17 protein-coding genes are annotated in these 21,720 nt (G+C 72.6%); 5 read left to right on the forward strand and 12 right to left on the reverse strand.

The features are described from left to right. Nucleotides 1–51 precede the first annotated feature (51 nt). Both BCF74_RS12390 and BCF74_RS12395 read right to left on the reverse strand, forming a co-directional pair. Entirely contained in the window at nucleotides 52–2,448 is a 2,397-nt protein-coding gene (locus tag BCF74_RS12390) for a cell wall-binding repeat-containing protein (RefSeq protein ID WP_106298267.1), read from the reverse strand. 178 nt (nucleotides 2,449–2,626) lie between these two features. Next, complete coding sequence (locus BCF74_RS12395) at nucleotides 2,627–3,928, reverse strand: nucleotide sugar dehydrogenase (RefSeq protein ID WP_106298268.1); 1,302 nt, start codon at nucleotides 3,926–3,928, stop codon at nucleotides 2,627–2,629. 135 nt (nucleotides 3,929–4,063) lie between these two features. Here BCF74_RS12395 and wecB point away from each other — a divergent pair, with 135 nt between their 5' ends. From wecB to BCF74_RS12410, 3 genes are read left to right on the forward strand one after another with little or no spacing between them, the layout of a single operon-like run. Next, a complete protein-coding gene (gene wecB / locus BCF74_RS12400) occupies nucleotides 4,064–5,131 on the forward strand; it encodes a non-hydrolyzing UDP-N-acetylglucosamine 2-epimerase (protein WP_106298269.1) in 1,068 nt (355 codons plus the stop codon). 8 nt (nucleotides 5,132–5,139) lie between these two features. Continuing rightward, on the forward strand, nucleotides 5,140–6,465 hold the full coding sequence (locus BCF74_RS12405; protein WP_106298270.1) for a glycosyltransferase: 1,326 nt from the start codon (nucleotides 5,140–5,142) through the stop codon (nucleotides 6,463–6,465). After that, nucleotides 6,462–6,941: a hypothetical protein gene (locus BCF74_RS12410; protein WP_106298271.1), complete on the forward strand. Its 480-nt coding sequence runs from the start codon at nucleotides 6,462–6,464 to the stop codon at nucleotides 6,939–6,941. The genes BCF74_RS12405 and BCF74_RS12410 overlap by 4 nt, the downstream gene beginning before the upstream one ends. Here BCF74_RS12410 and BCF74_RS12415 read toward each other — a convergent pair. Genes BCF74_RS12415 through BCF74_RS12425 form a run of 3 tightly spaced genes read right to left on the reverse strand, consistent with a single transcriptional unit; the run spans nucleotide 6,931 to nucleotide 9,610 of the window. Then, nucleotides 6,931–7,917 carry a Gfo/Idh/MocA family protein gene (locus BCF74_RS12415; protein WP_106298272.1) on the reverse strand — a complete coding sequence of 329 codons (987 nt, stop codon included), beginning with the start codon at nucleotides 7,915–7,917 and terminating at the stop codon, nucleotides 6,931–6,933. The genes BCF74_RS12410 and BCF74_RS12415 overlap by 11 nt on opposite strands. Further along, entirely contained in the window at nucleotides 7,917–9,014 is a 1,098-nt protein-coding gene (locus BCF74_RS12420) for a DegT/DnrJ/EryC1/StrS family aminotransferase (protein WP_106298273.1), read from the reverse strand. The genes BCF74_RS12415 and BCF74_RS12420 overlap by 1 nt, the downstream gene beginning before the upstream one ends. Further along, complete coding sequence (locus tag BCF74_RS12425) at nucleotides 9,011–9,610, reverse strand: acyltransferase (protein WP_106298274.1); 600 nt, start codon at nucleotides 9,608–9,610, stop codon at nucleotides 9,011–9,013. The genes BCF74_RS12420 and BCF74_RS12425 overlap by 4 nt, the downstream gene beginning before the upstream one ends. Before the next feature lie 216 nt (nucleotides 9,611–9,826). Here BCF74_RS12425 and BCF74_RS12430 point away from each other — a divergent pair, with 216 nt between their 5' ends. Beyond that, nucleotides 9,827–11,599 carry a glycosyltransferase family protein gene (locus BCF74_RS12430; RefSeq protein ID WP_106298275.1) on the forward strand — a complete coding sequence of 591 codons (1,773 nt, stop codon included), beginning with the start codon at nucleotides 9,827–9,829 and terminating at the stop codon, nucleotides 11,597–11,599. After that, nucleotides 11,596–13,506, forward strand: a complete 1,911-nt coding sequence (locus tag BCF74_RS12435) for a glycosyltransferase family protein (protein ID WP_106298276.1) — start codon at nucleotides 11,596–11,598, stop codon at nucleotides 13,504–13,506. The genes BCF74_RS12430 and BCF74_RS12435 overlap by 4 nt, the downstream gene beginning before the upstream one ends. 16 nt (nucleotides 13,507–13,522) lie before the next feature. Here the strand turns inward: BCF74_RS12435 and BCF74_RS12440 are convergent, their stop codons facing one another. The 7 genes from BCF74_RS12440 to BCF74_RS12470 form a co-directional block, all read right to left on the reverse strand. Then, nucleotides 13,523–15,046 (reverse strand): hypothetical protein, encoded by a 1,524-nt coding sequence (locus BCF74_RS12440; protein ID WP_106298277.1) that lies wholly within the window; start codon nucleotides 15,044–15,046, stop codon nucleotides 13,523–13,525. Nucleotides 15,047–15,098: 52 nt separating this feature from the next. Continuing rightward, nucleotides 15,099–16,433: a glycosyltransferase family 4 protein gene (locus tag BCF74_RS12445; RefSeq protein ID WP_106298278.1), complete on the reverse strand. Its 1,335-nt coding sequence runs from the start codon at nucleotides 16,431–16,433 to the stop codon at nucleotides 15,099–15,101. Continuing rightward, complete coding sequence (locus BCF74_RS12450) at nucleotides 16,430–17,500, reverse strand: glycosyltransferase family protein (RefSeq protein WP_106298279.1); 1,071 nt, start codon at nucleotides 17,498–17,500, stop codon at nucleotides 16,430–16,432. Before BCF74_RS12450 ends, BCF74_RS12445 begins: the two co-directional genes overlap by 4 nt. Then, nucleotides 17,497–18,303: an ABC transporter ATP-binding protein gene (locus BCF74_RS12455; RefSeq protein WP_245889334.1), complete on the reverse strand. Its 807-nt coding sequence runs from the start codon at nucleotides 18,301–18,303 to the stop codon at nucleotides 17,497–17,499. Before BCF74_RS12455 ends, BCF74_RS12450 begins: the two co-directional genes overlap by 4 nt. A 4-nt stretch (nucleotides 18,304–18,307) precedes the next feature. Then, the gene (locus BCF74_RS12460) at nucleotides 18,308–19,273 is read right to left on the reverse strand and encodes an ABC transporter permease (protein WP_106298303.1); all 966 of its coding nucleotides are present in this window, start codon (nucleotides 19,271–19,273) and stop codon (nucleotides 18,308–18,310) included. Nucleotides 19,274–19,347: 74 nt separating this feature from the next. After that, nucleotides 19,348–20,511, reverse strand: coding sequence for a glycosyltransferase (locus tag BCF74_RS12465; protein WP_106298280.1), 1,164 nt, complete (start codon nucleotides 20,509–20,511; stop codon nucleotides 19,348–19,350). Continuing rightward, complete coding sequence (locus tag BCF74_RS12470; RefSeq protein ID WP_106298304.1) at nucleotides 20,511–21,494, reverse strand: glycosyltransferase family 2 protein; 984 nt, start codon at nucleotides 21,492–21,494, stop codon at nucleotides 20,511–20,513. Before BCF74_RS12470 ends, BCF74_RS12465 begins: the two co-directional genes overlap by 1 nt. Nucleotides 21,495–21,720: the final 226 nt, after the last annotated feature.

Raw genomic sequence — 21,720 nt, forward strand, 5'->3', positions numbered from 1 at the left:
TCGCCAGCGTGCGGGTGGTCTCGGACCACCGCGCGCTCGCGCGTCACGGGGTCACTCGAGCACCGACTGCTGCAGCCGTCCCGCGACGAGGAGCGGCACGCTGGCCTCGCCACCCATGACGGTCACCCGGGAGAGGTTGGCGCGCCCGTCGAGCTCGGTGGCGACCTCGGCCGGGACACCCGCGCTCCGGACGTAGAACAGCTGTCGGCCGAGCTGACCGCCCGACAGGGCGTCCGCGAGCGCCGTCTGCGAGCCCGAGGACGCGAGGACGTCGCTGCCCTGGACCCCGGAGCGGGTGGCCCACTGCGCGACGGCCACGGACACGGCATACCGCGACGCACCCCCGAGCCGGGTCGGTGAGGGCAGCTGCGCGAGGACCTCGTCCGAGACCGACCCCGGGCCGCCGGGCACGACGGTGCGACGGACGCCGAGCTCGGTGAGGGCGGCACTCGTCGCGGCCGCCATCGTCGTCGGCGGGGTCAGCAGGATCGGCCGGCGCAGCGCGGTCGCCGGGCCGGACGTGACGAGCCCGTCGGCCATCGCGTCCTGCTTGCCACTGGCGACGAAGACGTCGGGAGCACCCAGTGGCGCGACCGCGCGGGCGACCTCGGCCGCGACGCCGTAGCGGTCGCGTCCGCCGAAGCGCTGGACCGTGACGACCCCGAGCGACCTGAGCTGGTCGACGACCGTCTGCGAGACCGACCCCTCGCCGCCGACGACGTATGCCGTCCGCGCACCTCGCCGGGTGATCTCCGCGCGCGTCGCCGTCGGGAGACCGGCCGCGTTCGTGAGCAGGAGGACCGCGTCCTTGGTCCGCGCCAGGGGGGCGGAGACGAGGGCGTCGCCCATCGCCGCGTCCTGACCGTTGGCGATGACGACGTTGGTCGTCGAGGCGTTCGCCTCGCGGCTCGCGGCGGCCGCGACGGCGAAGCGGTCCGCACCGCCGACGCGCGGCGGGCAGTACCCCGGCGGTGCGCCCACGGCGTCGCCGACGGTGACGGTCGTCCGCCACGGCGTCGCCGTCCCGGTGGCGGTCGTGCCGGAGGTCGCGGTGAGGGTCAGGGTGTAGCGGCCCGGGGGTGCCGGCGCCGAGCCGATCCGGCCGTCCCAGGTGGCGCTGAGGGCGGTCGATGTCGAGGTGCCGGTGCGGGTCGTCACGGGGGTGTCGCGACACACCGACCTCACCTCGAGGCGCCAGGTGAGGGCCTTGGACACCGCCGCCGAGATCGTCGCCCCACCGGTCGCGCCGTAGTCCCACGCGGTCCGGTTCAGCGAGGGGCGGTAGAACATGGCCCCCTGGGCCGCCCGCATCCTCGGGCGCAGCGTGTCGATCCGGTTGTAGAGCGAGTCACCCGGGCACTCGGTGCTCTTGTCCGCGTCGGCGAAGTCCCGGTGGCCCGAGACGTTGCGGAACACCTTGGTCGGGTAGCCGTCGGAGTCGGTGAGCGTCGTCGTGCCCATCGGGTCGACGAGGCTCAGCGAGAGCTTCCACGCGAAGAGCGAGGTGTACGCGTCCTCGACGGCGGTGGGCACCGTCGTCGTGTTGTAGCTCCCGAGGACGGACATGGCGAAGGAGCGTGCGTTGTAGCCGCGGGTGTGCGCCCCCACGACCGGCTTGTCCATGCCACCCGCACGCCCCTCCCACATGCGTCCCCACTTGTCGACGAGGAAGTTGTAGCCGATGTCCTTCCAGCCCAGCGTCTTCACGTGGTACGCGTAGATGCCGCGGATGATCCCGGGAACGTCGCCGCTGGAGTAGGAGTTCGAGCCCGCGGTGTGGTGGACGAAGCCGATGTCGACCCGACCGTACTCGGGCGTCCCGGCGATCGACTCGTCGGCGCCCCAGTCAGCACGCGTGCGGATCGCCGGCCGCACGCCGGCACCGGTCGCGCGGGGCAGGATCGACTCGCGGTCTGCCGCCGACGCGCCAGGGTCGATGAGGTCGAGCTCGAGCTTCGGGGGCACGCGGCCGCTGCTCGTCGCCACCTGGACCTGGACGTCGTCCGCACCGCTCACGATGAGCGGGTCACTCCCCGCACGGGCCGAGCCGGCCTCGGCCGTGCCGTCGTCGGGGCCGTGGCCCTCGTTGACGCCGAGCTCCTCCCATGCGCTCCAGCGGCCGCTGTCGCGCGTCCGCACCCGCACGTCCGTCACATCGCTGTGGGTGGGCCCGGCGGGGTCGTCCCAGCTCACGCCGACGACGGAGCTGCGGCCCACGGGAACGGCGGTGGAGACCGCGGCGACCGTGACGTCCGGGCCGGCCGCCCGGACCGCGGCGGCGTCGGCGCGGGCGTCGATACCGGTCAGCGGGACGGTGCGCGTCGCGCTCGCGACGGGCGAGGGGGCCGCGTCACTGGGGACGATGGGTGCCACGAGGGCGGTCGCGGCGAGGGTCGCGACCGCGACGGCGGAACGCAGGAACGACGAAGAGGAGCGACGGTGTCGCATGGGCCTGCCTTGCCTTGGGGGTAATGGCCCGAACAGGCTACTCGCTTTCTAGCCCGTTTGCCCCATGAGTCACAGGTTGCGCATGGGTCACATCATCGTGAACTCGGCCAAACACAGGAGACGACGACGGCGCCGCCTCCGGGCGGAGGCGGCGCCGTCGTGCAGCGTGGGGGGGTTGTCACCCGGCGGTGGCCAGCCCGATCACGCGGTGCGGGACACCCTCGAACCGGGCCGGGTCGGTGACCTTGCGGCCGTCGACGATGGCCTTGACCCCCGGCAGGTCCGCCGCGGAGAGGTCCTTGTACTCGGCGTGGTCGGCCTGAACGACGACCGCGTCGGTCTCGTCACCGACGTGGTACGGCGTCCAGCCGAAGCCCTGGATCTCCTCGTCGGAGTACATCGGGTCGTGCACCGACACCTCGGCGCCCTTCGCGCGAAGCGCCTCGACGAGCGGGAAGACGCCGGAGAACGCCGTCTCCTTGACGCCACCGCGGTAGGAGGCGCCGAGGACGGCCACCCGGGCACCGGCGAGGTCGCCGTACGCGCCCTCGAGGAGCAGGGTGGCGTGGTCGGGCATGCCCATGTTCGCCTCGCGCGCGGCACGCACGACCGTGGCATCGGGGTCGTTGAAGAGGTAGAGGCGCGGGTAGACGGGGATGCAGTGCCCGCCGACGGCGATGCCGGGCCGGTGGATGTGGCTGTAGGGCTGGCTGTTGCTCGCGTCGATGACCTGGTGGATGTCGATGCCGTTGCCCTCCGCGAACTTCGCGAACTGGTTCGCGAGGCCGATGTTGACGTCCCGGTAGGTCGTCTCGGCGAGCTTCGCCAGCTCGGAGGCCTCGGCCGAGCCGAGGTCCCACACCCCGTTGGCGCGCTCGAGGTTGGGACGGTCGTCGAAGTCGAGGACGGCCTCGTAGAACTCGGTCGCGCGAGCGGCGCCCTCGGGGCTGAGGCCACCGACGAGCTTGGGGTACTTGCGCAGGTCGGCGAAGACGCGACCGGTGAGCACGCGCTCGGGCGAGAAGACGAGGTGGAAGTCCGTGCCCTCGGTGAGGCCCGAACCCTCCTCGAGCATCGGCTTCCAGCGGTTGCGGGTCGTCCCGACGGGGAGGGTGGTCTCGTAGGACACGAGGGTGCCCGGCGTGAGGTGCTCGGCGATCGACCGGGTGGCGGAGTCCATCCAGCCGAAGTCCGGCTGCCAGGTCTCGTCGTTGACGAAGAGGGGCACGACGACGACGACGGCGTCGGCGCCCGGAATGGCCTGCGAGTAGTCGGTCGTCGCGGTCAGCCTGCCCTCCGGGACGAGGGTGGAGAGGCGCGCGTCGAGCTCGGCCTCACCCGGGAAGGGCTCGCGCCCCTCGTTGACGACCGCGACGAGGTCCTCGTTGACGTCGACGCCGACGACGTCGTGTCCCTTGCTGGCGAACTGGACGGCGAGCGGCAGGCCGATCTTGCCGAGGGCAACGACGGCGATCTTCACGAAGACTCCTAGCTGTGGCGTGCGGGCGGTGCCCGTGCGACCACAGGCCGGGCCATCCTACCGAGCCCGCCGGGCCGCAGGACTCGCGCACGGGCCACGCGTGCCGCCGCGGGCTGACGCCCTACATTGGTCGCCGTGAAGGTACTCAGCATCGTCGGCGCCCGCCCCCAGTTCGTGAAGCTCGCACCCATCGCGCACGCTCTCGACGCCGCAGGCCACGAGCACGTCATCGTGCACACCGGCCAGCACTACGACGAGAAGATGTCCGACGTCTTCTTCGCCGACCTCGGCATCCCCGCGCCCGACGTGCACCTCGGTGTCGGCTCGGGGTCCCACGGCGTGCAGACCGGCTCGATGCTCACCCAGCTCGACGCCGTCCTCGAGGAGCACGACCCCGACTGGGTCCTCGTCTACGGCGACACGAACAGCACGATCGCCGGTGCGCTCTCCGCCGTGAAGCTGCACTACCCGCTCGCCCACCTCGAGGCCGGGCTGCGGTCGTTCAACCGCCGCATGCCCGAGGAGCACAACCGCGTCCTCACCGACCACGCGGCCGACCTCTGCCTCGCCCCGACGGAGGTCGCGCTCGCCCACCTCACCGACGAGGGGCTGGGCGAGCGAGCCGTCGTCACGGGTGACGTCATGACCGACGTCTGCCTCGCGACGGCCGAGCGGGTCCGGGACCGCCAGCCCGACCTGCCCGAGGGCGTCGTCGCCGGCGAGTACGTCCTGTCGACCATCCACCGGGCCGAGAACACCGACGACCCGGACCGACTGTCCGCGATCATCACGGGACTCGCGGCGCTCCCCTACCCCGTCGTCCTCACGGCCCACCCGCGCCTCGTCGCCAAGGCCAAGGACCAGGGCCTCGACCTGACCCAGGGGTCGCTGCACACCATCGAGCCGCTCGACTACCCGGCCATGGTGGGCGCCGTGCAGCACGCCCGCGCGGTCGTCACCGACTCCGGCGGGCTCCAGAAGGAGGCCTTCCTCCTGCGCACTCCCGCGACGACGGTGCGGACGGAGACGGAGTGGACCGAGACGGTCGACCTGGGCTGGAACGTGCTCGCCCTCGACCTCGACCGTCTCACCGAGCTCGTCGACCGCCCGGCCCCGGAGCCGACGGACGCGACCCCCTACGGCGACGGCAATGCCGCAGCAGCGACGGTGACCGCGCTCGAAGAGCACCTCCCGCGACGCTGACCCCGCCGATGAGCGCGCCGCACCTGCTCTACCTCGCCTGGGGCTTCCCGCCCGCGGCCAAGTCCTGCACGTATCGCCTCCTCGCCACCGCGAACCTCTTCCGTCGGCAGGGGTGGGACGTCACGGTCGTGACCCTGACCGAGGAGGCCTGGCGACGCGAGCACGGGCTCGACCTCTCCCTGAGTGCCCTGGTCGACCCCGAGATCGAGGTCGTCCGGCTCCCCCTCCTGCGCGAGGACCTCGAGACCGACATCCGCACTTATCCCAAGGAGCGCGCGCAGCACCCACTGTCCTGGCTGCGACGCCACCGCAAGGAGGACGAGGAGTCCTTCCCCGAGCCGGTGTTCGGCCGCTGGCACGACGAGCTCGTCGCCCGCGTCCGCGAGCTCCACGAGGCCCGGCCCGCCGACCTCGTCCTGGCCACGGCCGCGCCCTACACCTTCTTCGCGCCGGCGCTCGACCTGCACCGCCGCACGGGTGTGCCGTTCGTCCTCGACTACCGCGACGCCTGGGCGATCGACATCCTGCGTGACGTCCCGGCGTTCACCCCCGACAGCCGGCGCGGCCGGATCGAGGCCGAGCTCATGGACTCCATGCACGAGGCCTGGTTCGTCAACACGCCCATCCGCGACGCCTACGCCGAGCTCTACCCGGCACGCGCCGACGACCTCCACGTCGTCCGCAACGGCAGCGACCTCGACGGCTTCAGCCGCCCCGAGCCGCGCACGCCGGACCCCGACGCCGGTCTCACCTTCGGCTACCTCGGCACCATCACCTTCGGTGCCGACCTGACCCGGGCGGTGTGCGAGGGCTGGCGCCTGGCCCGCCGTCACGACCCCGTCCTGGCTCGCTCTCGGCTCGAGTTCCGGGGGCACGTCGGCGCCGGTGCGGCGCGCGGGAGCAACGCCCACGCCCGCATCATCGACGAGTTCGAGGAGGACGGCGTGAGCCTCAGCGGCCCGGTCCCCAAGGCACGGACACCCGAGGTGTATGCCGCGTGGGACGCCCTCGTGCTCTGCCTCGTCGGCGGCAAGTACGTCACCTCCGGCAAGGTCTACGACTACGTCGCGACCGGCCTGCCGGTCGTCTCCGCGCACGCGCCCGACCACGCCGCGGTCGAGATCCTGCGTGACTACCCGCTGTGGGTCCCGAACGCCGACCTCACCCCGGAAGCCCTCGCCGAGGCATTCCGCGCCGGCGCCGCCCGCGTTCTCGAGGCGACGCCGGACGAGCGCGCCGACGCCGCGGCCTACGCGCGCCGCTTCGAGCGCACCGCGCAGATCGAGCCGGCCGTCTCGCGGCTCACGGCCGAGTTCACCGGAGCCTCGGCATGAGCCACGTCGTCATCGTCGTCACCCGTCCGGCCGCGGCCCTCGTCGCGCACTCGATCACCCGGCTGCGAGACCACGGTCACGAGGTGACTCTCGTCGCGCCGCGGGTCGTCGGCGCCGAGGTCATCCAGGCCGCGGACCGGCACATCGAGGTGAGCCGACCGTTCGGCCGGGGACCCGCGCCGGCCGGCCTCGTCAAGGGGCGGCCCCGCTGGGTCGTCCACGTCGCCAAGGGCGTCGTGGACAAGGGCACCTCCGCGATCGGCAACCGCACGGTGGGCCCGGGCACCCTCTGGTGGCACGGCATACGGCGCTCGAACGCGGCACGCGAGGCGCTCGGATCGGCGGACGTCATGACGGCGGCCGACGCCAACGCCGTCTACACCGTGTGGCGGGCGGCCCGGGACAACGTGGGGGCCGACGCCGTCAACGGCATCGGCCCCACGATGGATCTCGTCGTCGACGACGTCAGAGCGTGACGGTCTGACCCGTCTTCGCGGACTCGATGCAGGCCTCCGCGACGCGCACCGTCTCGAGACCCTGCTTCATCGTGACGATGTCGGTGTCCTTGCCGAGGACGGCGTCGCGGAACTGCTCGTGCTCGACACGCAGCGGCTCCGGCTTGCTGATCGCGTAGCGCACGACATCACCCTCGGAGACGCCGCGGAAGTTCGCGATGTCGTCCCACGTCGTCTGCACCTCGCCGTTGGCGTAGAAGGTGAGGTCCGCCGTGAGGGTGTCCGCGACGAACGCACCCTTTTCGCCGGTGATGATCGTGACCCGCTCCTTGAGCGGCGACAACCAGTTGACGAGGTGGTTCGTCACGACGCCGTTGGACAGCTGGCCGGTCACGGCGACGAGGTCCTCGTGCTCGCGGCCGCTCTTGTATGCCGTCCGCGCGGCAACCGCGGTGAACGTCTGCTGCGTCACCCAGGCCGTGAGGTCGATGTCGTGGGTGCCGAGGTCCTTGACGACACCCACGTCGGCGATGCGCGCGGGGAACGGGCCCTGTCGGCGAGTGGTCACCTGGTAGACGTCACCGAGGTCGCCGGCCTCGAGGCGACGGCGCGCCTCCTGCAGCGACGGGTTGTAGCGCTCGATGTGCCCGACGGCTCCGACGAGGCCCTTGGCCTCGAACGCCTCGGCGACCTTCGTCGCGGCGGGCGTGTCCTGGGCGAGCGGCTTCTCGATGATGGCGTGGACGCCGGCCTCGGCAAGGGCCAGGCCGACCTCCTCGTGGTAGATCGTCGGCACGGCGACCATGCAGTAGTCCAGCCCCTGCTCGATGAGCTGCTCGATGTTCTCGAGGACGGGGCGGCCACCGGCGACGCCGTGGACGTCACCGCCGGGGTCGGCGACGGCGACGAGGTCGACACCCGGCAGCGAGCCGAGCACCCTGCCGTGGTGGCGGCCCATCATGCCGAGCCCGATGAGTCCGGCGCGCAGGTTCGCCATCAGGCACCTGCCTTGGCGAGCGTGTTGACGCCCTCGACGATGCGCTCGAGGTCGGCCTGGGTGAGGCTCGGGTGCACCGGGAGCGAGAGGCACTCGGCGGCGGCCTTCATCGTCTCGGGCAGGTCAGAGTCGGCCGTGGTGCCGGCGAACGGCTTCAGCTGGTGGTTCGGCACCGGGTAGAACATGCCCGACCCGACGTTGAACTGCTCCTTGAGTGCGGCGGCGAGGCCGTCGCGGTCCTCCGGGACCCGGATCGTGTACTGGTGGTAGACGTGCACGGCCCCGTCGGCGACCGGCGGCGTCGTGACCCCCTCGAGGTTCTCGCTGAGGAAGGCGGCGTTGTCCTGGCGGGCCGTGGTCCAGCCGTCGACCTTGGTCAGCTGCACGCGGCCGATGGCGGCGTGGATGTCGGTCATGCGGGTGTTGAAGCCCACGACCTCGTTGTGGTACTGCTTCTCCATTCCCTGGTTGCGGTAGAGCCGCATGAGGCGCTCGACCTCGGCGTCCTCGACCGAGACCATGCCGCCCTCACCGGACGTCATGTTCTTCGTGGGGTAGAGGGAGAACATCGCGAAGGTGCCGAACGCGCCGACGGGAGTGCCGTTCAGGGAGGCGCCGTGGGCCTGGGCGGCGTCCTCGTAGACCTGCAGCCCGTTCTTCTGCGCGATGGCCATGATCTGGTCCATCTTCGCGGGGTGGCCGTAGAGGTGGACCGGCATGATGCCCTTGGTCTTCTCGGTGATCCGCGACTCGATCGAGGCCGGGCTGATGCAGAAGTCGTCGGCGTCGATGTCGGCGAAGACCGGCGTGGCGCCGGTGAGCGCGACCGAGTTGCACGTCGCCGCGAACGTGAACGACGGGACGATGACCTCGTCTCCCGCCGTGACCCCACTCGAGAGCAGCCCGAGGTGCTGGCCGCTCGTGCCGGAGTTCACGGCGACGCAGGCACGTCCGAGGCCGAAGTGCTCGGCGAACTCCTCCTCGAACGCCTTGACCTCCGGGCCCTGGGCGAGCATGCCGCTGCGGAGGACGCGGTCGACGGCCGCGCGCTCCTCGTCGCCGATGAGCGGCTTCGCCGGGGGGATGAACTCGTTCACTTCGCAGCCTCCGTCAGGCTCTCGTTGTCTTCGATGTAGGTCTCGCCGGTCTTGGGGCAGACCCAGGTGTTCGGGGCGTCACCGGGCTCGAGGGGGACGCCGGCGCGGCCGACCCACCTTATCCGCCGGGCGGGAACACCAGCGACGAGGGCGAAGTCGGGGACGTCCTTGGTGACGACGGAGCCGGCGGCGACGAGGGCCCACCGGCCGATCGTCACCGGCGCGACGCAGACGCTGCGCGCGCCGATCGACGAGCCCTGCCGGCAGGTGACACCGACGGCCTCCCAGTCGTCGCCGCGCTTGAGCCGGCCGTCGGGGTCGATCGAGCGCGGGAAGTGGTCGTTGGTGAAGACGACCGCCGGTCCCACGAAGACGCCGTCCTCGAGGACGGCCGGCTCGTAGACGAGCGCGTAGTTCTGCAGCTTGCAGTTGTCCCCCATCGTCACGCCGGTGCCGACGTACGCGCCGCGCCCGACGATGCAGTTCTCCCCCAGGACGGCCTTCTCGCGGACCTGGGCGAGGTGCCAGACGCTCGACCCTTCTCCGATCGTCGCCTCGTCGGACACGTCGGCGCTGGGCTGGATGGTGACTCCCACGAGTGGGCTCCTCGCTGGTCGAGCGGTCGGGTCGCGGTCCGGCAGCCACGCCTGACCGCGTCGTAGTCTGCCACCTCGGGGTCCCCGTCCCACGCGCCCACACCGCAGCACCGACGACCGGCGCGGGCGGCCACCGAGTATCGTGATCGCCCGCGGGTGCGACCAGGGTCAGCCCCGACAACCGACCGCGATCCAGACCGGCCAGGAGCACACTGCGTGGACCAGCCCTCGACGCCCACTTCCCCGACAGCCTCGAGCGGAGACCTCCGGATCCCGCACCGCGACCCCGCCGCGGTCAAGCTCGCCACGTCGGTGAAGCGCCGGGTCACCTCGCTGCCCCGCTCCCCGGGGGAGGTGCGCGATCGCGCGGTCCGCGCCGTCGACAAGCGCATCCTCGACGTCCCGTCGCGCCGCGACGCCGTCATCTCCGGCACGGTGGCCCTGAGCCGTGTCCCGGGTGCCGGCGCCGTCGCCGCCGGCACCGCCGCCTGGATGGGTGACCGGCTCACGCGGCGCAAGGCGCCCACCGCGGCATACCGGCTGTATGCCGGTGTCGGACCTCGCGTGGCCGGCACCCCGGGCCTGCCCCTGCGGGTGCGCAAGGCGGTCGCGGACCTCAACGCGGGCGTGCGCCCCGACGACACCGACGAGCTCGTGCGCCTCAGTGTCGAGGCCGCCGACAGGGCCTACGAGGCGCGCCGCCACGACGCGGCGGCAGCCCACCTCCAGGCCGCGTTCGACCTCCTCTTCCACCGGTACTTCCACTTCGAAGGACTCGCGTCCCCGTATGCGAAGGACCCGGTCGGCTACCTCGCGCCGCTGCGCGAGTCGAGCGCCTTCCGAGCCCTGACGACCCCGTCGGACCGCGTCCGCACCCCGGCTGCGCCCGACCCGTCGCGGCCGCACCGGCTGCTCGTGACGACCGTGAGCAACTTCAACTTCGCGAAGGGCATCATCGACGAGTGGTCGCAACGCGACGACGTCGAGGTGCGCACGCTCGACCTGCGCACGGTCCCCAAGGGGCCCTGGGAGGCGACCCCGGAGCGACTCGTCGCCAACCGCCTCCGGCAGGCGGACGGCATACCGTTCGAGGTGCCCGCGGAGGTGCGCGAGGACTTCGACTGGGCGGACACGGTCTTCACCGAGTGGGGCCACCGCGCCATGGTGTGGACGTCGATGCTGCCGGACCTGCAGGCACGCACGGTGAGCCGGATCCACAGTTATGAGGCGTTCACGCAGTTCCCGCACATGACCGACTGGAGCGGCATCGACGACCTCGTGTTCGTCGCCGAGCACATCCGCAACCTCACCCAGGTCGGTGTGCCCGCGGTGGACCGCGGTCCGCGGCTGCACGTCGTCCCGAACCGCAATGTCCTCGACGACTACACCCGGCCCAAGCGCGGCTCCTGGGAGCGAACGATGGCGCTCGTCGGGTGGGCCCAGATGGTCAAGGACCCGCTGTGGGCGCTCGACGTCCTCGACATCCTGCGCCGACACGACGACCGGTGGGAGCTTCGGCTGTTCGGCGCCGAGTTCGCGCCCGACGAGCAGCTCACGACGGTCGCCCGCGACTACCGCGACCGGGTCACGGCCCGCATCGCCGAGCTCGGCCCGGCCGTCCGGAAGATGGGCTACAGCAAGGACGTCGGCCACGCGCTGCGCCGGGTGGGGGTCATTCTCTCCTCGAGCGTGCGCGAAGGTACCCACGAGGCCGTCATCCAGGGCGCTGCCAGCGGCGCGCTGCCCGTCGTGCGCAACTGGCCGTTCGTCGCCGCCTACGGGGGGCCGCGCACGATGTTCCCCGACATCTGGGTCGTCGAGACGCCGCAGCAGGCGGCCGACCGGATCATCGCCCACACCGACGACGTCAGCCTCGCCGACTCCGCTCGCGAGAGTGCGGCGTGGACCCGTGAGCACTACGACTGGCCCGTCATCGAGCCCCGGCTCGAACAGCTCCTCCTCCGTCCGGAAGGCACCCCCACCGCATGAGCGACCAGCCCCACCTGCTCTACCTCGCCTGGGGGTTCCCGCCCGCCGCGAAGTCGTGCGTCTACCGCAAGCTGGCGACGGCGAACGCCTTCGTCCGCTCCGGGTGGAAGGTCACGGTCGTCACCCTGACCGAGAGTGCGTGGCGGCGCGAGCAGGGGCTCGACGCGTCCCTCTCCTCACTCGTCGACCCGCGCATCGAGATCCACCGCCTACCGCTGTACCGCGAGGACTTCGAGACCGACATCCGCACGTACTCCGAGCTGAGGGCCCACCAACCGGGCCGCTGGCTCAAGCAGCACCGCAAGGGCGACGTCGAGCAGTTCCCCGAGGTCGTCTTCGGCCGCTGGCACGACCAGCTCATCGAGGCGGTGCGCGAGATCCACGACGCGATGGAGACGCCGCCCGACCTGCTGCTGACGTCGGCGTCGCCGTACACGTTCTTCGCCCCCGCGCTCGACCTCTACCAGCGCAACGGACTTCCGTACGTCATCGACTACCGCGACGCGTGGGCGATCGACATCCTTCGCGACCGGCCGGCCTTCGCGCCCGACTCCCGGGCCGGGCTCTTCGAGCAGGAGCTCGTCGAGCACGCCACGGAGGCCTGGTTCGTCAACCGGCCCATCCGGGACGCGTACGCCGGGCTCTACCCCGAGGCCGCTGACCGGATGCACATCGCCCGCAACGGCAGTGACATCGCCATCGGCACCAACCGGATCCACCACAGGACGCCGAACCCCGAGGACGGTCTCACCTTCGGCTTCCTCGGGACGGTGACGTTCGACGCCCACCGGATGCGGGCCCTGTGCGAGGGCTGGCGGCTGGCCCGGGAGGAGAACGAGGTGCTCCGCCGCTCGCGGCTGGTCTTCCGTGGACACCTGGGCTCGGGCTCGGCGCTCGGCACGAACGCCCAGGCCGCCGTCATCGACGAGTACGCCGAGCACGGCGTGAGCTTCGGTGGACCGGTGGCCAAGGCCGACACGGCCGCCGTCTACGAGAGCTGGGACGCCCTCGTGCTCTGCCTCGTCGGCGGCAAGTACGTCACCTCGGGCAAGGTCTTCGACTACGTGTCGACCGGCCTGCCCATCATGTCCGCTCACGAGTGGGACCACGCCGCCACCGAGATCCTCGACGGCTACCCCCTGTGGGTCCGCAACGACGGCGTCGACGCCGAGGACCTCGCCGAGGCCTATGTCGAGACGGTCGACCGCGTGCTGTCGGCCACCGACGCGGACCGCGACGCCGCCAAGCGCCACGCCGACCAGTTCGAGCGCTACGCACAGCTCCAGCCGGCCGTCGACCGCCTCACCGAGAAGTTCGCGCCGGGCCTGGTCGACACCGAGCTCGACGCGGCTGCACTCGCCCCGCTCGAGTCCTCCCCGCGGGGCGAGGACTTCCACACCGAGTCGGTGGCGTCACCGCACGCGCGAGGCGAGCAGGTCGTGCTGATGTTCACCGTGCCCGTCCCCGATGTCGTGCGCAGCCAGATGCGCCGCATCCGCGACAACGGCGGCCGGCTGCACCTCATCGGACCGGAGAGCGCGGCCGACGACGGCCTGCGCGACCTCGCCGACTCGGTGACCCTGCTCTCCCGCCCGACGAACGCCGTCCCCGTCGAGGGGCCGCTGCGCAAGGGGTCGCCGCGGTGGGCCCGGGTCGTGGCGCAGAACACCGTCCAGCGGGCCTTCGTGCGGAGGCAGGTGGCCAAGCACGGTCTGCCGCACGGCTGGTGGATCTCCACCCGGCGCAGCACCGAGGCCATGCGACACCTGCGCGACGCCACGGTGCTCACGGCGCTCGACCAGGGCGCGGTCTACCCGATCTGGAACGCCGCGCGCCTCAACGCGCACGCGCCGGCGATCAACGGCATCGGCCCGACCCTCGACGAGCTCGGCCTCGGCCGCGGTTGACCCACCTCACCGGCGCTCATCCCCACCGGGCGGCCAGGGCCGCGCAGTAGGCGTCGACCCCGCGGTCACCGACGACCGTGGCCTCGTGCGCTGCCAGCACGGCGAGGGCGTGCTCCCGCACCGCCGGCACCCACGGGGCGAGCGCGAGCCACGCCGCGGCATGCCGCTGCTGGTCCGGTGCTGCCCGGCGCCCTCGACGGGACACGTCGCGCGCGATCGTGGCGGCCGGGACACGACGCCACGGGCCACGACGCCATGGGACGCGCCCACTGGGTCGGGCCACCCGGCGCAGGTAGGTCTCGCCGAGGGCGGCCAGCTCACGACCGGTGATGGCGGACCCGAATCGCTCGCCACGTGCGCACGCGACCGCGAACTCGAGGTCGAGCAGGGCGTGCGTGACGTCCTCGAGCTTGGGCTGGGCCGTGAACTGCGGCCGGTGGGGTGACACGCCGGCCGTCGGGTCACTGCCCTTGGACCACCCCCGGTGGACCGCGCCGAAGTCCGGCCAGTAGCTCCACTCCACGAGGCGTCCGACCGGCCGCAGCTGCCCACGGAGGGTGGCGGCGATGGCCGCGGCCCGTTCCCGGTGCGGGCCGTCGGCGCTCACCCGACCCAGCTCGAGGTGTGCGCGACCGACCGCGAGGAACTCGTTCGTCGGCAGCTCGACCCCGGCGAAGGAGACCGGCTGCTCGCGCGGCCACGCGTACCAGCCCAACCCGTCCGCGCTGCGGTACTCGCCGTCGTGGGTCGCGAGCGCCACCGTGGCCGCCTCGAGCCACGCGTCCACGCGCCGAGTGAGCCGCTGGCCCGCGGCCGTCGGGTGGGCCAGGACGAGCCGGGCCAGTTCGACGACGGGGAAGGCGAGCATGCCTGTCTGCGCCGCGAGGGACACGCGCGCAGGACGGCACGCGTACCTCCCCTCGCGCACCATGGCGGCGTCGGAGTCCCCCCGCATGCGACTCGGGTCGCCGGGAACGGTGACAGTCGTGCGCGTGGCACCGGGATAGGCCCCGTATGCCGCACGCGGCGCCCACCGTGGGTGCGCCGGGTCGAGCGAGAGGTCGGCCAGGACATCCGTCTCACGGTCACCGTTCGTCACGGCCAGGGTGACCGTGCCGGACTGGCTCCCGGACCTGACCTCGACCCGCGCGCCGACGCTGCCCGGCGGGCACACGTGCACGCACAGCGCCGCCTCGGCGTCGGGGTCCTCGCCCTTCCGCGGGATGCGCGCCGTGGCGACGGTGAAACCTCCCGTGCTGCTCCACACCGGAGCGGACACGCCGCGGAAGTCACGCACCCCGCGCACGCTGTCGCGCTGGTCGAGCACGAGCTCCACGGTGTGCGCCAAGCGGTGGAGGTGGGCTGGATCCCCGGTCTTCTCGAACATCAGCGCGTGGGAGCGCAGGACCCAGGCCGTGCCCCAGGCGAGCGACCCGCCGTCGTTGACGGGGACCTCGCCCTCCAGTCCTGCGACGGCACCGAGCCGGGACAGCAGCGCCGCGTGCCTCGCGGTCGCAACCCGCACGTCGGTCTCCCCCACCGCAGCCACCTCCAGACCGCCGAGAACGACAGGAGCCTACGACGCGGAGGTCTCAGGCACCCCCGAAGTCGAGCTGGAGCTCCTCGAGGTGCCACGGCCGGTCCGGGACCTCGAGACCGGCGGTCGCGCCGCTCGGCAGGTCGCGGTAGACCTCGACGAGGTGACGCTCCTGGGTCTGCCAGGAGAACTCGTGGCGCAGCCGCGCGAGCACCCCCGGGTCCGGCCCCTCGCCGACCCGGACCCTCTCGAGCACCTCGACGAGCGCGCAGGCACAGTCGATCGCGTCGCGCTGCCGGAAGACCGCGCCGAGGCCGTGCTCGCGGACGAAACCCGCCATCGCGGCGATGTCGCTCGTCGCGATCGGCAGGCCGGCATGGATGAACTCGAACAGCTTGTTGGGCAGGGCCATGTCGTAGCTCGCCGAGTCCCCGTGGATCGGGCTCACCGCCACGTCGGCGGCGCTGAGGTAGCTCGGGACCTCGGCCGACGCGACGGGTGGGACGAGGTGGAGCCGGTCGGCGACACCCGCCTCGCGAGCCCGTCGCTCCAGCTCGGGCGCCATGGGGTGCGGGTGAGGCACGGCGACGACGGCGAGGTGCACCCCCGGCGCCGACGGCAGCGCGTCGATGACGGTGTCGAGGCCGCGGGCGGCGCTCACCGCGCCGGAGTACACCGCGAGCGCGGTGTCGGCGCCGACCCCCGCCTCGGCGCGCAGGTCTCGTGACGCCCTGAGGTGGTCCCACGCGAGCGGGGCGTTGTGCACCACGGCGACCGGGGCCCGCAGCGGGTGCTCGGCCTCGAGCCGGCGGGCGATGCCGTCCGCCACGGTGATGACCCGGTCGACGTGCGGGATCACTTCGGCCTCGAGGGCGGCCCAGCCGTCGACGACGCGGCGGGTCCGCGCCCCGGAGACCGCGAGGTCCGCGACGTACTCGTGCGCGTCGTAGACCACTGCCGGGCGGGTGGCGGGGTCCGGCCACGCCTCGAGCACGGCGCCGAGGACGTGGACGTCGTGGACGTGGACGACGTCCGGCGCGTGCTCGCGCAGGGCCGGGACGAAGGCGCGGGCGTATGCCGTCGTCGCGGCGAGGGACGTACGCCACCGCTCCGCGGGGCCGAGCCGCCCACGACGGCGCCGGACGGCATACGCAGCGTAGGACGCGGTGACCCCGCGCCTGGGGAAGGTCGGCAACCGGACGAAGTGCGCTCCGCCGGACGTCGTCTCGGCGCCGGCGGCCCCGGCGGAGGCGACGCCGAACGCCGTGACGTCCGCGCCGGCCCGGGCGAGCGAGACCGCGGACTTGATGACCCGCGAGTCGTTGGCCATGCCGTTGTTGACGACCATCGCCACGCGCGGGCGGTGGACGGGTGCGGGTCCGTCGGTCACGGGACCAACCCGAGGACGGCTTCGGCTGCGACGTCGTAGGACGTGCGCGTCCCCGCCGCTCGGGGTGAGCGCACCCGCGAGCGGAGCTCGGGCTCGGCGGCGAGCCGGCGCAGGACGGCCCCTGCCTCCTGACCGTCACGCACGACGAAGCCGCCGACCTCCTCGCAGAGACGGCGCTGGCGGGGCAGCGGGGTGACGACGGGGACGAGGCCGGCGGCGATGTACTCGTGCAGTTTCGAGGGGAGCGCGTCGCGAAAGGCCGGGGTGTCCTCGAGCAGGGCGAAGCCCACCCACGCCCCGTGCGCGATCGCCCAGGCCTGTGCCGGGGGCTGACGGCCGTGCCACGAGATGCGCCGGGCGAGGTCGGGCTCGGCGGCGAGGAGGGCGTCGACCCGCACCTGGTCGGCCCCGGCGACGGGCCCCACGACGTCCAGCCGCCAACCGGGCGCGGCACGGAGGGCGTCGAGCATGGCGAACAGCCCGCGGCTCGCCCGGACGTCACCGACGTAGGCCGCGCGCGGCTGCTCGTCCCAGGGCCGGGACGGCCCGATGAGCTCGTGGTCGGCCTCGTTGCGGACGACGAGCCGTCGGCGTGCCCTCCCCGGTGGCACGTGCTCGTCGGCGACGAGGGTCAGGTCCGCCCGGGCGGCCACGACCTCCGCGGCCCGGGCGACGACGCGGGCCCCCCGGCCGAGCAGCCCCTGGGCCCAGGCGCGATCCTCGAGCATGCGCCGGTAGTCCTCGTGCACGTCGGCGACCACGGGGCGACCGGTCAGCCGGCCCCACGCCCGTGCCCAGATGAGCGAGTCCGGGTCCAGGGCGAGCAGCACCGACCCCCGCGCCGCTCGCGCCATCGTCAGGCCGCGCAGCCCACGCCCGACCATCGAGCCGCGCGGCCAGGTCCGCACCTGCGCCCCGTCGGGGGCGTCCACCTCGGCGCCGAGACCGAGCACCTCGACGGCGGCGCCGCGGCGCTGGAGCGCGCGGGTGAGCCGGTGCAGCCGGGCGTCGGCGACGTCGTGCCCGGACGTGACGATCGTGACGTCGGGGTGCCCCTCGCGGCTCACAGGTCCTCGAGGCTGAAGGCGTCCTCACCGACCTTGAGGAACTTCGTGTAGGCCGCGATGACCTCGTCCGGGCTGCCCTCGTACATGAGCGTGCCCTTGTGCAGCCAGATCGCCCGGTTGCACATCTCCTTGATGGAGCCGAGGCCGTGCGACACGAGGAACATCGCGCGGGCCGACCCCATGAGCTCCTGCATCTTGTCCGCGGCCTTCTTCTTGAAGGCGGCGTCGCCCGCGGAGAGCGCCTCGTCGATCATGAGGATGTCGGGGTCCATGTGCACGGACACCGCAAAGGCGAGCTTGGACCGCATGCCCGAGGAGTAGGTGCGGATCGGCAGGTCCATGAAGTCGCCGAGCTCGGAGAACTCGGCGATCTCCTCCGCTCGGGCAGCAACCTGGGCACGCGTCAGGCCGTTGGCGAGCCCGCCGAGGACGACGTTCTCGCGGCCCGAGAGGTTGGGGTTGAAGCCGACGCCGAGGGCGAGCAGGGCGCTGATCCGGCCATGGACCTCGATGCGGCCGCTCGTCGGCGGGAGGATGCCGCCGATGGTGCGGATGAGGGTGGACTTGCCGGCGCCATTGGCCCCGATGATGCCGAGGGAGGTGCCCTCGTTGACGGTGAAGGACACCTTCTTGAGGGCGTGGACCTCCCGCACCGCGCGCTCGCCGCGACCGAAGCGGACGATGGCCTGCTTGAAGGTCGGGGTGCGCTCGAACGTCGTCCGGTAGGTCACCGAGACGTCCTCGACCTTGACCGCGATGCGTTCGGGGTTCGGTGCGGTCCCGGTGGCGGTGGGCGTCGACACGGGCTCAGAGGCGGACAGCGAACTCACGCTCCCTCGAGATGAAGAACAGGAACCCGACGACCGCCATGAGGACCGACCACACGGCCGCCATGACCCAGATGTGCAGCGGCGGCACGTCGGAGCGGACGAGCAGGTCGGTGAAGCCACCCAGGACGGAGAACAACGGGTTGAACTTCATGAACGGGGCGAGCTTGGCCGGCACCTCCTCGATGAACCAGAGCACCGGGCTGAGGTAGAGCCAGATGCGCAGGAAGTACGGCAGGAAGCTCAGCGTGTCGCGGAAGTACACCTGCAGGGTGGCGAAGAGTGCGGCCAGGCCGGCGGCGAACACCGTCATGCAGCCGAGGAAGTACGCGGCGAGCAGCATCTTCCACGACCAGGGCTGCCCGGTCGCGGCGTGGATGGCGAAGTAGACCGCGAGCGGTGGGAGGAACCGGAAGAACGCGGTCCGCACCGACGACAGCGGCATGAGCAGCCGCGGGAAGGACATGTTCGCGATGAGCGCGCCGCCGCCGACGACGGACCGGGCACCGGTCGTGATCGCACCGGAGATGAAGTAGAAGGCGAAGATGCCGGCCGTGAGGTGCGCGAAGAACGCGGCGCCGTCCTGTCGGCGGGCGAGGATGAACAACAGGATGAAGTAGACGCCGGCGAGCAGGAGCGGGTTGATGACGAGCCAGATCTGGCCGAAGAACGTTCGGGTGTTGGCGGAGCGCATCTCCGCGCGCGAGAGCTCCGCGGCGAACTCGCGTCGGTTCCAGAGCTCGCGGAAGTACGGGACGAGGGGCGGCAGCCCGACCCGGTGGGGCTCGTAGACCTGGACCTCGGTGAGGTAGCCGGACCGAGCCGCGCGCTCGTTGGCCTCGCGGTTCGCGGCATGGTCGGCGGCCGCGGCGTCGGCGGCGGCCTGCTCCTCGGTCCGCCCGTCCCCGGCGTCGCGGTGGCCGGTGGCCTGGTCGGCCTCTGACATCCCGTCACCCATCTTTCGTCGTGTTCGCAGCGACCGTCGTCGACCTCTCGGGCAGGGTGCGGCGCGGCGACTCGTCAGTGTAGAGGACGCCGGAGCTCCCCCAACGACCGATGGACCCGGACGAGCGCGGCGGCGTCGCGATCCCAGGACAGCTCGGCTCGGGCCCCACGGACCGCGTCGAGAAAGGCCGGGTGGTCGGCCCGCAGCCTCTCGACCGCTGCGACCAGCCCGTCGACCGACCCGGGAGGGTAGAGCGTGCCCACCCCGTGTTCCCGGACGAGCGCCCCGAGCTCTCCCACATCGGTCGCCACGACGGGGACGCCGACCGCCACCGCGTGGAAGAGCTTGTTGGGCATGGCGAGACGGTGGTTCTCCCATCGGTCGCTGTGCGTGACGAGGGCGGCACCCGCCTCCCGCAGCCGCTGGTCGACGACGTCGTGGCCGGCGCTCGGCTCGACCGTCGCCGCGCCGGGGTCGAACCCCTCGAGCCACTCGGCGTCGGCCGGGCCCATCAGCGTGACGGGCAGGTCGAGCCGACGGCTCGCCGCCGCGACGACCTCGAGCTCGCGGTCGCGAGCCAGCCGGCCGGCATACACGAGCCCCGCGGGTGGTGAGGCGACCCCCGCGGCGTCCGAGAGGGGGAAGGTGTTGCGCACGACGGTGATCTCCGGCCACGTCGGGTGGTCGCGCCGCAGGGCCCGCGCGACCCCGTCGCCGACCGTGACGACGGCCGCGGCGCCGGCGACGAGCTCGTCCTCGACTCGTGCCTCACGACGCAGGGCCACCGGGGCGGGACGCCCCTCGACCGGCCGGCCGACCCAGTACTCGTGGGTGTCGTAGACGTACGGCACCGACCACTCCCTGGCCAGCTCGACGCCCGGCTCGAGTGCCGTGAAGTCGTGTACGTGGACGACGTCCGGGACCCCGGCGTCACCGGCCCACGTGCGCGCGAGCCGCAACGCCTGCTCCTGCCACGCCCGCAGGCGTCGGGCCCGGTGCTGCGGCAGCAGCGCCCAGCGGGCGGCCCGCTCGGGGGCGCTCAGGCGCCGACCGCGTCCCTGGGCGGCCGGCGCCAGTCCCGCCGACCCGACGGTGATCCCCGGTCCGGGGTCGAAGTCGTCGGGCACGGCCCGTCCGATGATGTGCACGGTGTGCCCGGCCTCGACGAGGGCTCTCGCCTCGCGCAGGACACGTGCGTCCGTCGCGACCCCGGTCCACACGAGCATGAGGATGCGCATCAGCTCACCCGCCCCAGGCTCTTCGGGCTCGTGAGGAACCCGACGCCCCACGACCAGTGCATCGTCGCGAGGGCCACCGGTGTCAGGGCGCGCGTCGCGAGCGGCTCACCGCGACTGATCGCGGCGCCGCCCGCGGTGACGGCGAGCAGGTATGCCGCGGGGACCGCGAGCGCGGGCGCCCACGCCAGCCCCAGCAGGGTCGCCGCGGTCGTCCCGGCCACCATCGCGGGTGGGGCGAGGTAGCGGGCGTTCATGGTCTCGGGGTGCTCGCGGGCGACGACCCGGCGCCAGCGCCCGTACTCGAGGTACTGTCGCGCGAGCCGTCGCACGGTCGACCGGGGACGGTACGTCACCTCCATGTCCGGCGTGAACCACACGATCCCGCCCGTCTGCCGGATGCGGAGGTTGAGGTGCCAGTCCTGGGTACGCGTATAGCGCTCGTCGTAGCCACCCACACGGTCGAGCGCGGCACGCCGGAAGGCACCGAGGTAGACGGTGTCGACAGGTCCTGCCCTGCCGCCGACATGGAAGGTGCCACCGCCGACGCCGAGGCGGCTGCGCATCGCGCAGGCGACGGCCCGCTCGAAGGGGGTGCGCCCCACGGCCTTCATCAGGCCCCCGACGTTGTCGGCACCCGTCTCCTCGAGGGTACGTACCGCGGTCGCGACGTAGTCCGCGGGGATCTCGGCGTGCCCGTCCACCCGGACGATGACGTCGTGACGGGCTGCGGCGATCCCGGCGTTCAGGGCTGCGGGGGTACGGCCGCTCGGGTTGGGGACCGTCCGCACTCGCGGGTCGGCCGCGACGAGCTCGGCGGCGATGTCGTCGGTGTCATCGCTCGACGGGCCGAGAGCGAGGACGACCTCGAGCTCACCGGCAAACGACTGCGACAGGACCTGGTCGACCGCCGCACGAAGGTGCGCACCCTCGTTGAGGACCGGGATGACGACGCTCACGGCCGGGTGCTCGGCGGAGGCTGGCATGGCGACGATCATTCCGCACGGGTACCTGTGGGGGTCGGCAAGGGTCGGCGCGTGGTTTTGCTTCGGCGACCGCGGTGAGCGGAGTATGGGGCGCGTGCCCGACCGCCCGAGACGTGCAGACGACGCGCGCCCCCTGCCCCGGCGTGGGCCTGCGCGTCCCGCCCGCGACGGGTCCGAGGACGACGACGGAGCCTTCACCGTCGACACCCGGGGTCGGCGTCGTTCC

It is taken from the genome of Knoellia remsis (genome assembly GCF_003002895.1).
Classification (GTDB): Bacteria; Actinomycetota; Actinomycetes; order Actinomycetales; family Dermatophilaceae; genus Knoellia; species Knoellia remsis.

Coding starts and splice junctions, on each gene's coding strand:
- BCF74_RS12390 (WP_106298267.1), bottom strand. CDS start 2,448: ATGCGACACCGTCGCTCCTCTTCGTCGTTCCTGCGTTCCGCCGTCGCG.
- BCF74_RS12405 (WP_106298270.1), top strand. CDS start 5,140: ATGAGCGCGCCGCACCTGCTCTACCTCGCCTGGGGCTTCCCGCCCGCG.
- BCF74_RS12410 (WP_106298271.1), top strand. CDS start 6,462: ATGAGCCACGTCGTCATCGTCGTCACCCGTCCGGCCGCGGCCCTCGTC.
- BCF74_RS12415 (WP_106298272.1), bottom strand. CDS start 7,917: ATGGCGAACCTGCGCGCCGGACTCATCGGGCTCGGCATGATGGGCCGC.
- BCF74_RS12435 (WP_106298276.1), top strand. CDS start 11,596: ATGAGCGACCAGCCCCACCTGCTCTACCTCGCCTGGGGGTTCCCGCCC.
- BCF74_RS12460 (WP_106298303.1), bottom strand. CDS start 19,273: ATGTCAGAGGCCGACCAGGCCACCGGCCACCGCGACGCCGGGGACGGG.
- BCF74_RS12465 (WP_106298280.1), bottom strand. CDS start 20,511: ATGCGCATCCTCATGCTCGTGTGGACCGGGGTCGCGACGGACGCACGT.
- BCF74_RS12470 (WP_106298304.1), bottom strand. CDS start 21,494: ATGCCAGCCTCCGCCGAGCACCCGGCCGTGAGCGTCGTCATCCCGGTC.